This window comes from Planococcus rifietoensis, assembly GCF_001465795.2.
Lineage (GTDB): Bacteria > Bacillota > Bacilli > Bacillales_A > Planococcaceae > Planococcus > Planococcus rifietoensis.
Map to the genome: position 1 here is coordinate 534,597 of NZ_CP013659.2, position 15,097 is coordinate 549,693.

Consider the following 15,097-nt stretch of genomic DNA (forward strand, 5'->3'; position numbering starts at 1 on the left):
ACCCCGAAGCCATTCCGCAAATCGATTCAAGAAAGCCGAAGCGTTTGATGGAAGCGTGTAAACCAAAAAAACCGTAGTTCCGAAGAACCACGGTCCAAGCTTATACGAGTGAGCCGCCTTCATCCAAGTAGCGCTGGATGCCTTCCGATGCACGGTAGGAAAGCGCGCCGAGCGTTCCGGTCGGGTTGAAGGAGCTATTGTGCGGGAAAGCGGAAGCGCCAACGACGAAGACGTTGTCAGCGTCCCACATCTGCAAATACGTATTAACGGCAGAGGTTTCAGGGTCTGTCCCCATGATGACGCCGCCTGTATTGTGCGTATTGGTGTCTTTATTGACGTTGAAATCGTTTTGGGTGTCGTTTGTATCAATGATATCCGCACCGATTTCTTCTGCAATTTCATGCGTTTTTTGCGAAATATACTTCACTAGTTCACGGTCGTGTTCTGTGTAATCAAAGGTCATGCGTAGCAAAGGTTTGCCGTAAGCATCTTTATAGGTCGGATCCAAATCCAGGTAATTGTAGCGGTAAGGCATGCTGGCACCTTGCGATTTGACCGGGAAGAAGCTATTGCTGTATTTGATCGATTGGCTCTTGAACTCCGCGCCCCATGCTGGCGTGCCTTTTGGAACGACATTATTGGCAATCGGCCGGTTGCCATACTGCGTGACGCGGATGCCTGCACCGTGGATGAACTTCAAGTCTGAATGGTCGAAATTGTCGCCTACGTATTCCGGGATTTCGATTCCCAAAGCACCGGCGCCGCCGTATAAATTGAATTCCTGGTCTTCGAAAAACATCATCGAAGAAGCCGAGCTGACTTGATAAGCATAGTTTTTACCGATCACGCCAGTGTTGGATTTCGAGTCATACGGTTTGCCGAGGCCTGAGTTCAACAACAAGCGGACGTTATTGAAGACGTAGCTGGTCACAACGACAACTTCTGCTGGCTGTTCAAATTCTTCGCCGGTGATCATGTCGATGTAGAGGACGCCGGTCGCTTTTGTCCCGTCGTTCAAGATTTCGGTGACATTGGAATGGGTGCGTAAATCCAATTGCCCGGTATCTTTGGCGACGGGGATGACGGTCACGGCAGGGTCTGCTTTCGCGCCGTACTCACAGCCGAAGTTCTCGCAAAACGCGCAGTACTGGCAGGCGCCGCGTGAAATGCCATCCGGGTTTTCGTACGCTTCCGATAAATTGGCGGACGGCAAGACGTATGGTGTATAGCCGAGATTTTTCGTCGCTTCTTCAAACATTTTCATGATGGGCGTTTTAAGCATCGGGCCGGTCGGATAAGGATTTGAGCGTTTGCCGTAGGATTCGACTGTCTCACCGGAAATCCCCGCCATCTTTTCGAACGTATCGTAATACGGCTCCATCTCATCATAAGTCAGTCCCCAATCCTGGATCGGGTAATCTGCGCCGAGTTTGCCGGGGCCATATTTTTCATCGGTCATCGATTTGATTTCGAAGTCATACGGCAAGAAGCGGTAAGTTTGGCCGTTCCAATGCGACCCGGCGCCGCCCACGCCGTCGCCGACGATGAAGGTGCCGTAATCACGCATCGGCAAGGCACGCATCTTTTCGTTATTGCGATGCGTGATCGTTTCTTTCGATAGATCCTGCATCAATTCTTCGCGGTGCTGATAGCGCAGCTCGTCGTGCGCCATCAAATAATCGCTCGTCTTGCGGTCTTTCCCGCGTTCGAGGCCGACGACCGGGATACCGGCTTTTGTCAATTCTGCCGAGACAATCCCGCCAGCCCAGCCCATGCCGACAACGACGACGGGTACTTTAGGCAATTTTGTAGCCATGTTCATTCATCCTTTCTTTCCTCAATGCCCCATATGGCTGTTCAAGCCTTGAGGCGGCAATTCCACAAATTCGTCCTGTTGAATTTCTTTGACGTACGCCATGCGGGAGCCTGGGTATTTACGCATCGCCCAGCCCTCCATATTTTTATTGCCGCCATATAACGGGTCGGCATAGACGCCTTCGATCGTCAAGGTGCGCAGCAAGCTGAAGAACAGCGGCGATTTGACGCCTGAAATATCCGGTACCTTGCCGTCGCTGAAATCCGTCAAGACCTGATCCTGCTGTTCCGGTTCGAGGTCGATGAATGGATTATCGTATTGTTTCTGGCTATAGGCATCGAGTGCTTTCAAGCCAAGAAGGAATAAATCTTTGCGCAGGATGCGGATTTGGCTGCCTTGTGTTTCTTCGGCTTCAAAGAAAGGCGCAGCCATGTATTCTTTGGAATTGATTCCCCACGGGCTTGCGAGCTGATGGTCTATGTAGATGGCCGCGTTCAATTCCATCGCGCCGGGGCCGTGATCGTCTTTCGGATAAATGCGTTCGGCTGCGGCTTGGGTCAATCGGTATTGATCGGGAGTGAAGAATTGAAGCGCTTCTGCCGGGTTGACCGTCAGCTGCGGGGCAGGGGCGACATCGTGTGTAGCGACTTGTTCTTTGCCGCCGAGCAGGCTGCCGAGCGCGCCGCCCAATACGACACCGCCTACCGTGAGTCCCGAATTCCTCAGAAACTCGCGCCGTGTCGATCCTTTTTTCGCCGGGGATTTAGCGTCTTCTGCCATGGTAAAACCTCCTGTATCGTGTTGAATGAGCATCAATGAGAAACTGCCGGCTCTAGAAAGCACGGGGTGATGAGAGAAAAATCCCGCCTTCAGAAGCCGGTTTATACAGTCGTAAAACTTGCACAATGAATGATTATACGCTTAGGGACACGAAAAAAATAATACTTGTTTTCACATATTTACATAACCTAATGGTTATATTGATGAATAAAAAAGACCGCTCCGAAAAAGAGCGGCGCTGCCATCAAGAAAAGATAGCGTGGAAATTATTGCTTAATGAAAACAAGGCAGTGCTGAATAATAAAGCAAAAATGAACAGCCAGTATTTCGTTCCGCTCCAAAAGAACACGATCATTGCCAGTCCTAGTCCAGTTCCAGCTAGTGCAAACCAAGGAAAGGGGCTATAGAAGAGGGAGAGGAAATAACTGAAGTCCAGTGCGATGAAGATGCCGAGAAGGACTTGATTGATCATTCTCAATTCCTCATCATTGTATTTCGTCATGTTTATTTCACCTGCCTACAAAATTATTGATAACCGTAAATATATGATTTACAAATCATTAATTAAGAGTATAATGACTTTTGGAAAGCCGAGTCAATCTATATTTTTTCACGCAGCCTTTAGCCGGCAGCCAAAATTGGAGAACCTTCCATATAGGCTGAACAGCAAAAGATGCGTGCACATACAAGCACGATGGCAGGCAAGAACTACAGACAGGAGGAGAGAAAATGCCGAATATCGGAGTCCCAGGACTGATTTTGATTTTAGTGATCGCGTTGATCGTTTTTGGGCCGGCGAAGCTTCCGCAACTTGGGCGGGCTGTCGGAGAAACCTTGAAAGAGTTCAAAAGCTCAACGAAAGAATTGATGAGCGATGACGATGCGACTGACAAAACCAATGATACAAAAGAAACGAAAAAGGACTGAAGCCGAAAGCTTGAGCTTTAGAGCGGGCCGTTCAATGCTTTTGCTTCGTCTTTACTAGGTGGTACAGGAAATGGAACAGGAATTCACGCTTATCGAACATTTAACGGATCTTAGGAAACGGCTGATCATCACCGTGCTGGCGTTTATCGCATCACTCGCCGCAGGATTTGCGAGCGCTGCGCACATCTTGAATTTCATCAAGTTGCAGCCGACAGCGGTGAATGTCGATTGGAACGTTTTCGGCTTTACCGATGGCATCATGATTTATTTTAAATGTGCATTGGTCTTGGCGGTGTTGTTGACATTGCCGGTGGCGCTGCATCAAACCTGGCTATTCGTCAAACCTGCTTTATCGGAGACGGAGGAAAAAGGGACCTATGTTTATATCCCGGCATCGTTCTTATTGTTTCTGCTCGGGGTGAGCTTCAGCTATTTCATCATGTTCCCGATGATGCTGAACTTCATGTCGGATATCAATCAGTCGATCGGGGCTACGGAAACCTATGGGATGAGCCAATATTTCACCTTCCTATTCAATTTGGTCATTCCGGTCGGACTGGTCTTCGAGATGCCGCTTATCGTTATGTTTTTGACGAAGCTTGGCATCGTCACGCCGCAATCGCTGCGGAAAATGCGCAAAATCGCTTACTTCGTTTTGGTGGTGGTCGGGGTGTTGATTTCACCGCCTGACTTTCTATCGGATGTGCTGATCATTGTGCCGCTGTTTGCGCTATTTGAAATCAGCATCATCATTTCAGCCATCACGATGAAGCGCTCGGCGAAAAACAAATTGGAACAGAAAGCATGACGCCAGCGAAAGGGGGAGGACCAGCATGCCGAATATAGGAATCCCAGGATTGGTTTTGATCTTGATCATTGCCTTGATCGTCTTCGGTCCAGCCAAACTGCCACAGCTAGGAAAAGCGGCAGGGCAGACTTTGAAGGAATTTAAAAGTTCGACAAAAGGCGTCATTGATGAGGTCTCAGAAGAATTCAAGATGAATGATGCAAGCGGTCAAGAAGCAAAAAGAAATGACGACAAGAAAAACTAAACTTGACCCCAAAGCACGCTCCCTGCAAAGCCATTAAGCAGGAGAGCGTGCTTTTTTCCGGTGAAGAATTCGTTCTTGACTTATTTGGGGGAGATGCTAAGATTTAAAGCAATTGCAAAAAGTAACGACGAATATGTTGAATGATGAATGAGTAGGCTCATTGCGCGCAGCACAAAGAGACTGGACGGAGGGTGGAAGTCCAGGCAGCAATCGGGATGAATTACGCCATCTGTAATTTCAACGGTCAATTGAGTGGATGTTCTGGAGTGGAACATCAACTAGGGTGGTAACGCGGAGAAAACCTTCGTCCCTTTTTTAGGGATGATAGGTTTTCTTTTTTTATTTTCACAATACAGGAGGAACTGGACATGTTTCATATTAAAGCGATTTTATCACCGGGTACAAAAGAAGCGGCGGCACTCGTCGCACTGGTCGTCGCGATCATCAGCGTCAGCATCATCGGATTTGAAGCGGCTCCGCATGTGCCGATCTTACTGGCGATCTTGTTGCTGATGTGCTACGGATTGGCTAAAAAATTATCGTACCGCGAACTGGAGCGGGGCTTGATCGAAGGTGCGGGCGCAGGAATGGGCGCCGTGTTCTTGTTCTTCTTCATCGGCATCCTCATTAGCAGCTGGATGATGAGCGGGACGATCCCGACCTTGATCTATGCCGGGTTCAGCTTGGTGACGCCTGTGTTTTTCTTTGCGGTGGTCTTTGTGGTGACGGCGATCATCGGGCTGTCCATCGGCAGTTCCTTGACGACGGTGGCAACAGTAGGTGTGGCGTTGATCGGCATCGCCGGAGCGCTGGATTTGTCGCTGGCGATCACGGCAGGCGCGATTGTCTCGGGCGCTTTTTTCGGGGACAAGATGTCGCCGTTATCGGATACAACCAACTTGGCTGCTTCCATTGTCGGCGTGGATCTCTTCGAGCACATCCGCAACATGGGATGGACGACGATTCCTGCTTTTATTCTGACGCTGATTTTCTTCGGTGTGCTATCGCCATCAGTTACCTTGGACCATACAGAAGATATCGCCTTGTTCAAGGAAGGCTTGCTTGAGACGGGGTTGATCCATTGGTACGCCATGGCGCCGCTCGTCGTCTTAATTGCCTTGACGGTATTCAAAGTACCTGCGGTTTTGACTTTGGCTGCTAGTTCAGCGGTAGCGCTTGTTGTTTCCTTGTTCCACCAGAGCCTGCAAGCCTCGTCGATGCTTGGCATCCTGTTCGGCGGCTACGAATCATCGACCGGCATTGACGAAATCGATGCGCTGCTTTCACGCGGCGGCATGGAAAGCATGTTCTTCACCATCGCTTTAGTGCTGCTCGCCCTCAGCATGGGCGGATTGCTATTCAAACTCGGCATCATACAAAGTTTGCTGGCGAAAATCGAAAGCCTGCTGAAAAAAGTGTCTTCTGTCATCGTCGCATCCGCCTTGACGGCGATCGGCACGAACATCCTCGTCGGGGAACAATACTTATCGATCCTGCTGACCGGTCAGGCATTCCAGGAACCGTATAAACAAGTCGGATTGGCCGGAAAGAACTTGAGCCGCGTCATGGAAGATGCCGGGACGGTCGTCAATCCGCTCGTGCCGTGGAGTGTTTGCGGGATTTTCATCGCCTCGGTGTTGGGTGTTTCGACATTGGAGTATTTGCCGTTTGCATTCTTCTGCTTGCTATCGCCTCTTTTGACGGTGTTGCTTGGGGTGAGTGGGAAAACCTTGACGTATATTGAAAAATCTCCTGTAAAGTGAATAGTAAGCAAGCCAAAAGGGCTGTCGCCAAGATCATGAAGATGACTTGGCGACAGCCCTTTTTCTATATTTCTACTGGTTAAGGATGCCCTTGCTAGCCTGGGAACCGGTTCTGAACTTTTTAAAAACGCCGTACAAGCCGAGTCCTATTTGGATGAAACTGAGGAAGAAAAAGAAGACGAGCGGCAAATACCAGTCACCCAGCAATACAATCGGCAGCGCCGCGCTTAGCGATAACAGGATTCCTAAACTAATAGTAGCGACGAAACATGTCCGCGCTTGCCTAGTGAATCCACAAACCGTTGCTACAGCGTTTCCGATTCCGAAGACAAGCATTCCATAAATAGCTAAAGCGGACCAACTAGTAAAAGGCATGACGCCGACCCACTCGGGCGGGAACTCCACGAACACCCCCATAACCGGCAGCATGGAAATGCCCATATAAAATGCGCCTAATGACATTGCTAAATTAAATGCAGCGACCAGTTTTGTCAGCAAGATCTTTTCCTCCTTTGTGTTCGAAGAATGAGCGAGATGCTATGAAATTTACTGTTTCCAAGAAGTGAAGGAAGTTTGGATTACTCTTCCTCCCGGTATTCCAATACGTCTCCAGGCTGGCAGTCGAGCACTTTGCAGATGGCTTCGAGTGTGGAGAAGCGGATCGCTTTCGCTTTGCCGTTTTTCAGGATGGACAAATTGGGCATGGTGACGCCGACTTTTTCGGATAGCTCGGTCATGCTCATTTTGCGCTTAGCAAGCATGACGTCGAGATTTATGATGATTGGCATTAGATCACCTCAGACCGTAAGATCATTTTCTGATTTGATGTCGATGGCGTGCGTCAGCAGCTTCTGCAAAACCGCTGCAAAAACGGCGACGACAAAGGCAGCAAAGCCGATGCCAGCTCCCATCAAGATGAGGCCTGGCGCATCGTCGATTTCTGCGATCATGTAAAACAGCGGCATCGCGAGAAAATAGATGCCCGTGATCGCAAGGGCACAGAGCTTGATGTTTTTGATCGCCTTCACTGAGCGCACAGAAAAGGCGGTGTTGTCATCGATGAAACTCAATAATTTAAACGTCTGGTACAGCGCCAGGAAATAAGCGACCGCGGTTGCGTAGAGCATGAAGATAAAGACGTACTGCAGAAATGCCAGCTGGTCCGGGCCGTCCTGGATGATGCTCGAAAGCGGCAGCACCACGAAGATGCATAACGCGATGACCGGCAGCGCCATGAGGAACAGCACCACTTTCAAAAACAAAGTCTCCCGTTTCATAAAACACACCTCTTTGCTTGTTAATAATTAAAGTATAGCGATTTATTTATCGTTTATCAATAAATAATTGTCGTTTAGCGATATTACAATGATGAAAGGTAGAGGAGGAGATAAGCGCTAGTGAACCAAGCTCTATTGATTTGGCTCTCCATCTATAGTGTTTTTGAGGCAGGTAGACGCTAGGTGATTCTTTAGCGAAACCACGCTCTAGAGGATCTAAAAACAATTAAAAAAAGCGCAACCGATTTGAGCTGCTGCGCTTTTGAAAGTTTATGAATAGGCTAGTCATTTCGGGAAATGGGATTGGCAATTTATGAATAAACTTATTCCATCAATTCTGGATAGACCGTTTCCGCAACCAACTGCACCGCTTCACCGATGCGGGGTCCAGGGCGGGAAGTGATGTCGGAATCGATGAAGTGCACTTCGTCGTTTTCGATTGCCTCTACGGCAGACCAGCTGTCGCGGGCTTCGATATCACCGACGGCATCTTCCACGTAAGATACGGTCGTCAAGATGACTTCCGGGTCGCGGGTGATGACTTCTTCTTCAGAGATACTCGGCCATCCTTCAAGATCTTCAAAGGCATTGGTTACTTGGGCGTGATCAAGGATTTCCTGCATGAATGTCGATTTGCCGGTTGTGTAGATTTCTGGAGACGGGCTGATTTCCACGTATACTTCTTTTTGCTCTTCGACCGCTGCAAGGCGTTCTTGGACATCTTTGATTTGCGTTTGGATGCCTTCGATCACTTCAGCACCTTTTTCTTCCTTGGCAAGAACAGAGGCGATTTGTTCGATATCGCCGTATACTTCGTCGAATGAAGTGGCCGATTCGATAACGAATACCGGAATGTCGGCATCTTCAAGTTGGGAAAGGGCAGGCGGTGCCTCGCCGGTTGAATAAGCCAAAACGACATCCGGGTCGAGCTGGATGATTTTCTCGGCATTGAATTCCACGGAATCACTGACGCGCTCAATGTCCTGCGCCGCTTCCGGGTAGTTGTCATAGTCAGTAACACCGACCAATTGATCTCCGGCATCGAGTGCGAAGACGATTTCGGTGTTGCTCGGAATGAGCGATACGATCGTTTCAGGCGCTTGTTCGAATTCGAGTTCTTCGCCGCGATCATCGGTAACCGTGTACGGTGCGTCGCTTGCAGTTTCAGTTGAGGTTTCTTCAGGTGTTTCTTCTGTTGCCGGTGCTTCGGCAGTATTATCTTGGCAAGCGCCGAGTGTTAAAGCGAGTGGAATGCTGAGTAAGAGAAATGATTTGATTTTCACGAGTGAGTCTCCTTTTTCTTCATGCGTTTTGTTGGATAGGACTTGCTGACGAACGGGATTTCCCGGGCGCCATGCTGTTTATTGGCGTAGACGGCCATCACGAAAAAGACATTGGCGAGCAGGTTGGCGTAGTCCATCAAATGCTCCGGCACTTCACGTTCAATCGTCACATGGTGCAAGGCGCGGACGGACTTTTTCGCTTCGCTGCGGCATACGTGGAGAATACAGGCACCGTGCGTTCCTTGCGGCAGGACGAACTGGTCGATTTCTTCCTTCACTTCCGCTACGTATCGATCGTACAAGCCACTGAGATCGGCAAGGTCTTGTTCGGTAATGGCGAGTTTCCCGCGCACCGAGCCGTTCAAGTGGTAGACCATCGGCTGCAGGTAGCGCAAATCATCGATGATTTGAGGGACATCGTTGACCGCGATGGCTTCGCCGATTCGCGTCGTCAAGGAATCGGTGCGAATCTCGAAATCGACCGTTGAAGCGCTTTCCCTCATGAATGGGTAGCACAAATAGCGCATGTCTTTTTTCATCTGTTCACCTCCAAAATAGTGTCCGTAAATATCAGCAGACGTATCGCTTTCTAAAAGAGACAAAAAAAGCCACTCTCAACGAAGAGAGTGGCACGATTGCGAATATCCAGCACAAAGCTGTCCATAGGAAAAAGTTGCCGTAGATCCTCTTATCTTCCGAAGAGCAAAAATACGTTCAGAAAAAGGTAGGTCTCCTGGCTTGTGCATCGATTTACTCTAAGGCCTTCCCGGGTCTCCCCAGTGGCATCTCTTATTTCATACGCACTTACAGTTGCGGAAACAGCTCCGGATTTTCACCGGATTCCCTGTTACGCTGACGAATCAGCACCTTTTCCCTGCATGATTATTTACTTAGTTTCAGTGTAGCACTTTTGTTTTGAGTTTAGGAGAGGGGAATGAAATTGTTTGGAGCTTAAGTAGAAAGGAGAGAAGGGGGCTTAAGAGCTTTTGTGAGTTGGGCATATTGGTAAACAAAAAGGGTAATTGAACAATAGTATGGAGAGTAGGTATTTTTTGTATAACCTTAAGGAGGGGAACTATGGAAAATCACAATGGCCTGACATGTCCATTTTGCCAATCGGAAATGAAAAAAGGATTTATCCAGAGTGGCACAAGACTCGCATGGGTGCCAAAAGTATCCAAACTGAGTGCTGAACCGAGCCTGACTAAAGGTTCTGTGTTGTTATCGGAACAAAGCCGTTTTTCCATCAACCATGTCGATGCTTTTCTGTGTGAATCTTGCAACAAGGTCATCATTGATTATGAAAGCAACGAACAAGAACAATAACATTTCTTCACTTGAGAAAAACGGCAATTTAGATTTTCTATCAAAAAAAAAAGAGTAGCGACGTCGCTGCTCTTTTTTGCTTTGAATAAATGAAGTATTCAAGTCATTAATTGCAGATTTGATCAGTAGCGGCTGTGCAGCCAACACTTCCTACAAGCGCACATATCGCAGCAAGGCCAAGACCGCCAAGGCCTGTTGTGATTCCTAATGCGCCAGCAAGAGCGTAACACGCCACACCGCCGCCCGTTCCGCAAAGAGCACCTACTGCATATTCACAAAAAGAAGCATACGCAACAAACTCGTTGCCATTTTCACTGGCATTTTGACTAGCGCCTTTAATGTTCTTTTCGGCATTGGCCACAAAATCTTCATGGCTTACTTCTAAACCATCTTGATCCAACAGGCCTCCTTCATTATCGACCGTTACGTTGTAAACTTCAGTTTGTTTTCCGTCTAGGTTAAAGACTGCCTGGATATTGATGTTGTCGCCATCCATTTGTTTAGCAAAGAGGGCTTGGTCTGTGATGACATCACGGTTTGCCACATCATACGTGAATTGCACATAAGCAAGATTCTCGCTTTGTTTGGCAAGCTCATCGAAGATAAATTCGACATATGCGATATCGCCTTTAGGACCTGGGACTGTGTTGATGATGATGTTATCAGTCGAGATGGCATTGATTTTACTGATCTTTTTATAAACTTGGTATTCATCCGTTTTTTTCAAGGTATTTCTGATTTGATTAAATTCCTTTTGACTAACATTCGAGGTCCCTTTTTCAAACATCGGGCCTTCAGCTTGAGCAGCGCCTACAGAACTGAATGCTGATGAAACCAAAAGAATGGCCACTGCTACTAACATGAAGACTTTCTCAAAAGATTTAATCGACATAGTTAACTTGCCTCCTAATTTTTTCTTTTTTGTGATACAAGCATGAAAGAAACAACCAAGGCGAAAATAAACAGAAACAACACAATCCCTAATTCCAAATTCGAATCAAACATGTGCCTCCCCTCCTTCTTAAATGAGTCTTTACTATAATTTCCAATTATTTGACTTTTAAACATATTTTTAGAAAATTAAAAATATTTTTGAAAAATAAATAGCCATAAAGCATTCCGAGTGAGAACGTGCTCCCCTTTTTCTTGCCAACATTATTGATAAAGGGGCAGCAGAAGCAGTATGTCATTTATTGATTAATAAACGCACGTGCTATAATGACGCTAAACAAGATAGAGGAGGAGTTCAATATGTTACCAACAAATTTGACAGAAGCGTTAAACGCTCAATTCAATAACGAAATTCAAGCAGCACATGCGTACACAGCGATGGCGTCATACTTTTCAGGAAAAGGATATCACGGCTTTGCCAACTTCTATTTGATCCAATCAAGAGAAGAACATGTCCACGCGATGAAATTCTATCAATACTTGGTGACGATGGATGAACAACCTGTACTCCAGGCGTTGACAGAGCCGAGAAACCAATATGCAAATGCCCTGGATGTCGTGGAAGCGTCACTTGCACAGGAAAAGTCAGTGACGGCAAACATATATAAATTAGTAAGCTTGGCCGATGAACTGCAGGAACATGCTACGCTTTCATTTTTGGATTGGTTCATTGAAGAACAGATGGAAGAAGAAAAAATGTTCCGGGACATGATCATTCGCATAAAAGGCATCGAAGAAGGCGGCGAGTATTTCCTGAAAATGGACGACGAGTTTGCTGCAAGAAAACTGGAAGAATAATAGGATAGAAAACAAACAGCACACGGCTTAGCGTGTGCTGTTTTTATGTGAATTGTGAAGTACTCTAATTATCGTTCAGTTTTTTTTGGAGCTTCAGAACAATTCGTGTGATCGGGCTATTTTTTGTTTTCATCAAAAGTGCTTGTTTATAATAGATCTCCAACACATTATTCACTATGCTGATCGAATTATCCCAAGTCGTTTTTAGATAGGTATTAAGAATAAAGGAATTTATATAAGTTGCAGATTATAAAAAGATGAGAATCCTAATACCTAAATTTTAAAAGTATAATCATGTTAAATGATATAATTAAATGTAAGAAAATAGTTTTATAAGAGGAGTTTATTTAAGGATGGATAACGAGAAAGGTTTTACTTTAATTGAAGTAGTTGCATCAATTGTCATACTCACACTGTTGCTTACTTCCTTTCTTTCTCTCTTAATGGTCGCTGCAAAGTCGACCCAAGTATCGAAAGAAATCATAGACTATACGCTTGTTGCACAGACGGAGGTAGAGACGGTCTATCAGGCGGCGCAAAAAGCTCTGAAATCCAATCATCAAACCATTTTAGTCGACGACTTAGAGTATCGTCTTAGTTTAGACCAAGGCAGTCGGGTAATTTATGAAAAGACTACAGAGCAAGCCTTTATCCAATTAACCCTTTCAGATTACGAAGACAATAGCGTGCTCAATGAAACGCTCAGCGGACTGAAGGTCGAAGTATTGTCTTTAGAAGATTCGAGTGAAGGCGCACAAATTGAGTCGATTATTGAATGGGGTAAAAATCATGAGTAATCAAAAAGGTATCACATTAGTCGAGTTGCTGGCTGCGATTACGCTACTCTCAATTGTTTCTGTTCTTGTGATGAGTATCATCATCCAGTCACAGAACACATATAAGAGAAATCAGCTCACCAATATGACCACGACGGAAATGTCTCTTTTGATTAACACGATGACTAGAGATATTCGACAACATCCACAACAAGTGGCTGTAGTAAGCAATGTTCTTACGATCTCTCCTCCAAATGAAGACCCTATTGTTTATCGCTTCGATTCAGCACAAGACGAGCTGAAAAGAAACAATCAAGTGGTCATTTCAAACGTTCATGATTTCACTATCGCTATTGAAGAAGGAATTATGAAATTGGAATTGGAAGATAGCAATGAAAAAGAGTGGACATCAACGATCGCTATCCGAACAGGGGGAGAATTGTAATGAGACAACAAGTAGGAGATGAAAAAGGATACTCCCTCTTTATCACCCTCCTGGCAATCATGTTGGTGGGAGTTTTAGGGTTAAGTCTTATTACGATGGCTACAAATACAATGAGTTTTTCACAAAGCGAGCGCGGGAATCAATCCAGCTTCTACATTGCAGAAGCTGGATTGACGGCCAAACGGGCAGAAATTCAGCTATTGGTCGAACAGGCTTTCAAAAAAACGCATCAACAGTTTGAAGCGATTTCTTCTCCTCAGGATAAGGCTCAATTTAATTTTGAACAAGAATACAAAGACAACGTGCAAGGCTTATTGACTCCTGAATTGAACCTCGTAGACAGCAAAAACTATGAGTCCCAGCAAGGGAATATTCCAGTATCCGAAGCGGCTCTCAGCTTAGTTTCTACAGACCCGCTTGTATACAATGTAGAATCGACCGGAGTAGTGCCGATTCCTTCTGGCCGAAATCAAACGAAGGTGCTTTCGCAACTACTCGAAATTCAATTGAACGTTGATCAAGAAACCGTGGTGGAAGAAATCAACGGTGAAAAAATTGCGAAACTAAAAGCGTGTTTCTCGCTTTACACAACAGAAGATCTTTACCATAATACAAACAGCTTGAAGGGACCCATCTATGTAAACGGGACAACCTATATTCAACGCGGCGGTGCTTTTATAGACGGCAACTTATATTCAGTGGGTGATGTCCGAATTACTGGAGGAGGTTCGGGCATAAATGGAGATGTCTACACCTCGGGGAAAGTCATCATTACACAGGGAGGTTCGAAGGTTAATGGAAAAGTCTTTCAAAATGTTGATTTGAGCCAAGTGGAGAATGAGTGTGTTCAAGAGCTGCCACAGCTTCCTGACGTGGCTACCGTTTTTTCTGCTCCAACCATGTCTCCGCTGATATCTGCGGATAATCAAAGTGGGAGTAACATCGTGACAAATGGTGTGCTTTCATTAAAAGGAAACAATAATTCTACTTGGACGCTTTCAGAAGATGTATATCTCAAAAAACTGTCAATTGAAAGTGGAGTTAATTTAACACTCGATCTTAAAAATCAAAATCGCACTATATTCGTCGACGACTGGGATGTGAAAAATGGTTTTATTCATCTGCAGAATTCGGCAAATTCAAAGCTCAGAATCGTGATAAAAGATAAGATGACCCATTCGAATGGGGATCTGAATGTTAATGGAAGCCCGGATAACGTAGAAGTGTTTTATGCCGGAGCTACGACGCCTTCACTAGGAGGTAACTCAAAATACAATGCCACGTTTCATGTCAAAAGAGCCGATCTGACCGTAACAGGAAGCAACGGGCTTATGGGAGATCTGATTCACTATGGAACAGGAAGCACCATTACAGTATCCGGCCATGGAGATATGGGAAACAAACTCATTTTGGCACCAAATAGCAATTTCTTTCTTACTGGAAGCGGTAGTATTTTAGGGAATATCATCGCCAAGAACTTTACAGCCAGTGGCGCAGGATCTATTTCTCCTCCGTCGAGTGACTCTGGGGAGTGGGAGTACACTGAGGGTCAAAAAGAAATTATCGAGTACACCAGCTTCGAAAAAGACGGAAGTTTAATCAAAGCAACTCCGATAAGCGAGGAGTAAAGAAGAATATGGAGATGAATGCTTTTAGCTACCTTCAAAAACTCACATTATTTGCTTCATCAAGAGATTTCGCTCTTAGATTTACTCTACTATCACCCCCATATATCAGAAATTAAAATGAAAGTGCAAGGAATAAAATTAGAAAAGATGACTTCGGCACAATGCCAAAGTCATCTGCTCGCAGCTTGGCTGCAATATGTTTTTATTAAACTACTTATTGAATGAAGCTTAGTTTAGAGATTGCTACATGGGCGTACTTAATAATAGTTGCTAGC

General features: G+C 45.9%; 18 protein-coding genes and 1 riboswitch. Of the genes, 9 read left to right on the forward strand and 9 right to left on the reverse strand.

From position 1 onward, the window contains the following. Positions 1–100: 100 nt before the first annotated feature. The 3 genes from AUC31_RS02480 to AUC31_RS02490 form a co-directional block, all read right to left on the reverse strand. Entirely contained in the window at positions 101–1,816 is a 1,716-nt protein-coding gene (locus AUC31_RS02480; RefSeq protein WP_058381531.1) for a GMC family oxidoreductase, read from the reverse strand. A gap of 21 nt (positions 1,817–1,837) precedes the next feature. Further along, on the reverse strand, positions 1,838–2,596 hold the full coding sequence (locus AUC31_RS02485) for a gluconate 2-dehydrogenase subunit 3 family protein (protein ID WP_058381530.1): 759 nt from the start codon (positions 2,594–2,596) through the stop codon (positions 1,838–1,840). 244 nt (positions 2,597–2,840) lie between these two features. Continuing rightward, complete coding sequence (locus tag AUC31_RS02490) at positions 2,841–3,098, reverse strand: hypothetical protein (protein WP_058381529.1); 258 nt, start codon at positions 3,096–3,098, stop codon at positions 2,841–2,843. 227 nt (positions 3,099–3,325) lie between these two features. Between AUC31_RS02490 and tatA (AUC31_RS02495) the strand changes: the two genes are divergently transcribed. From tatA (AUC31_RS02495) to nhaC, 4 genes are all read left to right on the forward strand, one after another. Beyond that, complete coding sequence (tatA, locus tag AUC31_RS02495) at positions 3,326–3,523, forward strand: twin-arginine translocase TatA/TatE family subunit (RefSeq protein ID WP_058381528.1); 198 nt, start codon at positions 3,326–3,328, stop codon at positions 3,521–3,523. 70 nt (positions 3,524–3,593) lie between these two features. Then, positions 3,594–4,331, forward strand: coding sequence for a twin-arginine translocase subunit TatC (tatC, locus tag AUC31_RS02500; protein WP_058381527.1), 738 nt, complete (start codon positions 3,594–3,596; stop codon positions 4,329–4,331). Between the two features lie 25 nt (positions 4,332–4,356). Beyond that, positions 4,357–4,575, forward strand: a complete 219-nt coding sequence (tatA, locus tag AUC31_RS02505) for a twin-arginine translocase TatA/TatE family subunit (protein WP_058381526.1) — start codon at positions 4,357–4,359, stop codon at positions 4,573–4,575. A 368-nt stretch (positions 4,576–4,943) separates the two neighbouring features. Beyond that, a complete protein-coding gene (nhaC, locus tag AUC31_RS02510; protein WP_058381525.1) occupies positions 4,944–6,338 on the forward strand; it encodes a Na+/H+ antiporter NhaC in 1,395 nt (464 codons plus the stop codon). Positions 6,339–6,410: 72 nt separating this feature from the next. Here nhaC and AUC31_RS02515 read toward each other — a convergent pair whose 3' ends face one another. From AUC31_RS02515 to AUC31_RS02535, 5 genes are all read right to left on the reverse strand, one after another. After that, a complete protein-coding gene (locus AUC31_RS02515; RefSeq protein ID WP_058381524.1) occupies positions 6,411–6,836 on the reverse strand; it encodes a hypothetical protein in 426 nt (141 codons plus the stop codon). 80 nt (positions 6,837–6,916) lie between these two features. Further along, on the reverse strand, positions 6,917–7,126 hold the full coding sequence (locus tag AUC31_RS02520; protein ID WP_058381523.1) for a helix-turn-helix domain-containing protein: 210 nt from the start codon (positions 7,124–7,126) through the stop codon (positions 6,917–6,919). A 9-nt stretch (positions 7,127–7,135) separates the two neighbouring features. After that, positions 7,136–7,615, reverse strand: a complete 480-nt coding sequence (locus AUC31_RS02525) for a DUF2975 domain-containing protein (protein ID WP_058381522.1) — start codon at positions 7,613–7,615, stop codon at positions 7,136–7,138. Between the two features lie 323 nt (positions 7,616–7,938). Continuing rightward, the gene (locus AUC31_RS02530; protein WP_058381521.1) at positions 7,939–8,898 is read right to left on the reverse strand and encodes an ABC transporter substrate-binding protein; all 960 of its coding nucleotides are present in this window, start codon (positions 8,896–8,898) and stop codon (positions 7,939–7,941) included. Continuing rightward, positions 8,895–9,437 carry a hypothetical protein gene (locus AUC31_RS02535; RefSeq protein ID WP_058381520.1) on the reverse strand — a complete coding sequence of 181 codons (543 nt, stop codon included), beginning with the start codon at positions 9,435–9,437 and terminating at the stop codon, positions 8,895–8,897. The genes AUC31_RS02530 and AUC31_RS02535 overlap by 4 nt, the downstream gene beginning before the upstream one ends. Before the next feature lie 167 nt (positions 9,438–9,604). Next, positions 9,605–9,784, reverse strand: a riboswitch (cobalamin riboswitch). Positions 9,785–9,975: 191 nt separating this feature from the next. On the opposite strand from AUC31_RS02535, the gene AUC31_RS02540 reads away from it, so the two are divergent. Then, positions 9,976–10,224 (forward strand): PF20097 family protein, encoded by a 249-nt coding sequence (locus AUC31_RS02540; protein ID WP_058381519.1) that lies wholly within the window; start codon positions 9,976–9,978, stop codon positions 10,222–10,224. A gap of 106 nt (positions 10,225–10,330) precedes the next feature. Here the strand turns inward: AUC31_RS02540 and AUC31_RS02545 are convergent, their stop codons facing one another. Next, a complete protein-coding gene (locus AUC31_RS02545) occupies positions 10,331–11,116 on the reverse strand; it encodes a halocin C8 precursor-like protein (protein WP_058381518.1) in 786 nt (261 codons plus the stop codon). A 359-nt stretch (positions 11,117–11,475) separates the two neighbouring features. On the opposite strand from AUC31_RS02545, the gene AUC31_RS02550 reads away from it, so the two are divergent. The 4 genes from AUC31_RS02550 to AUC31_RS02565 all read left to right on the forward strand — a co-directional run bounded on the left by AUC31_RS02550 (position 11,476) and on the right by AUC31_RS02565 (position 14,822). After that, positions 11,476–11,973: a ferritin gene (locus AUC31_RS02550; RefSeq protein ID WP_058381517.1), complete on the forward strand. Its 498-nt coding sequence runs from the start codon at positions 11,476–11,478 to the stop codon at positions 11,971–11,973. A gap of 353 nt (positions 11,974–12,326) precedes the next feature. Further along, positions 12,327–12,770: a prepilin-type N-terminal cleavage/methylation domain-containing protein gene (locus tag AUC31_RS02555; protein WP_058381516.1), complete on the forward strand. Its 444-nt coding sequence runs from the start codon at positions 12,327–12,329 to the stop codon at positions 12,768–12,770. Further along, complete coding sequence (locus AUC31_RS02560; protein ID WP_058381515.1) at positions 12,763–13,194, forward strand: prepilin-type N-terminal cleavage/methylation domain-containing protein; 432 nt, start codon at positions 12,763–12,765, stop codon at positions 13,192–13,194. Before AUC31_RS02555 ends, AUC31_RS02560 begins: the two co-directional genes overlap by 8 nt. Beyond that, positions 13,194–14,822 (forward strand): hypothetical protein, encoded by a 1,629-nt coding sequence (locus AUC31_RS02565; protein ID WP_058381514.1) that lies wholly within the window; start codon positions 13,194–13,196, stop codon positions 14,820–14,822. The genes AUC31_RS02560 and AUC31_RS02565 overlap by 1 nt, the downstream gene beginning before the upstream one ends. Positions 14,823–15,097 lie beyond the last annotated feature (275 nt).

Excerpts from the sequence above, each read along its gene's own strand:
- AUC31_RS02485 (WP_058381530.1), bottom strand. The coding sequence starts at position 2,596 with ATGGCAGAAGACGCTAAATCCCCGGCGAAAAAAGGATCGACACGGCGC.
- AUC31_RS02555 (WP_058381516.1), top strand. The coding sequence starts at position 12,327 with ATGGATAACGAGAAAGGTTTTACTTTAATTGAAGTAGTTGCATCAATT.
- AUC31_RS02535 (WP_058381520.1), bottom strand. The coding sequence starts at position 9,437 with ATGAAAAAAGACATGCGCTATTTGTGCTACCCATTCATGAGGGAAAGC.
- tatA (WP_058381528.1), top strand. The coding sequence starts at position 3,326 with ATGCCGAATATCGGAGTCCCAGGACTGATTTTGATTTTAGTGATCGCG.
- tatA (WP_058381526.1), top strand. The coding sequence starts at position 4,357 with ATGCCGAATATAGGAATCCCAGGATTGGTTTTGATCTTGATCATTGCC.
- nhaC (WP_058381525.1), top strand. The coding sequence starts at position 4,944 with ATGTTTCATATTAAAGCGATTTTATCACCGGGTACAAAAGAAGCGGCG.
- AUC31_RS02550 (WP_058381517.1), top strand. The coding sequence starts at position 11,476 with ATGTTACCAACAAATTTGACAGAAGCGTTAAACGCTCAATTCAATAAC.
- AUC31_RS02565 (WP_058381514.1), top strand. The coding sequence starts at position 13,194 with ATGAGACAACAAGTAGGAGATGAAAAAGGATACTCCCTCTTTATCACC.
- AUC31_RS02525 (WP_058381522.1), bottom strand. The coding sequence starts at position 7,615 with ATGAAACGGGAGACTTTGTTTTTGAAAGTGGTGCTGTTCCTCATGGCG.
- AUC31_RS02545 (WP_058381518.1), bottom strand. The coding sequence starts at position 11,116 with ATGTCGATTAAATCTTTTGAGAAAGTCTTCATGTTAGTAGCAGTGGCC.
- tatC (WP_058381527.1), top strand. The coding sequence starts at position 3,594 with ATGGAACAGGAATTCACGCTTATCGAACATTTAACGGATCTTAGGAAA.
- AUC31_RS02560 (WP_058381515.1), top strand. The coding sequence starts at position 12,763 with ATGAGTAATCAAAAAGGTATCACATTAGTCGAGTTGCTGGCTGCGATT.
- AUC31_RS02480 (WP_058381531.1), bottom strand. The coding sequence starts at position 1,816 with ATGGCTACAAAATTGCCTAAAGTACCCGTCGTCGTTGTCGGCATGGGC.
- AUC31_RS02490 (WP_058381529.1), bottom strand. The coding sequence starts at position 3,098 with ATGACGAAATACAATGATGAGGAATTGAGAATGATCAATCAAGTCCTT.
- AUC31_RS02520 (WP_058381523.1), bottom strand. The coding sequence starts at position 7,126 with ATGCCAATCATCATAAATCTCGACGTCATGCTTGCTAAGCGCAAAATG.
- AUC31_RS02540 (WP_058381519.1), top strand. The coding sequence starts at position 9,976 with ATGGAAAATCACAATGGCCTGACATGTCCATTTTGCCAATCGGAAATG.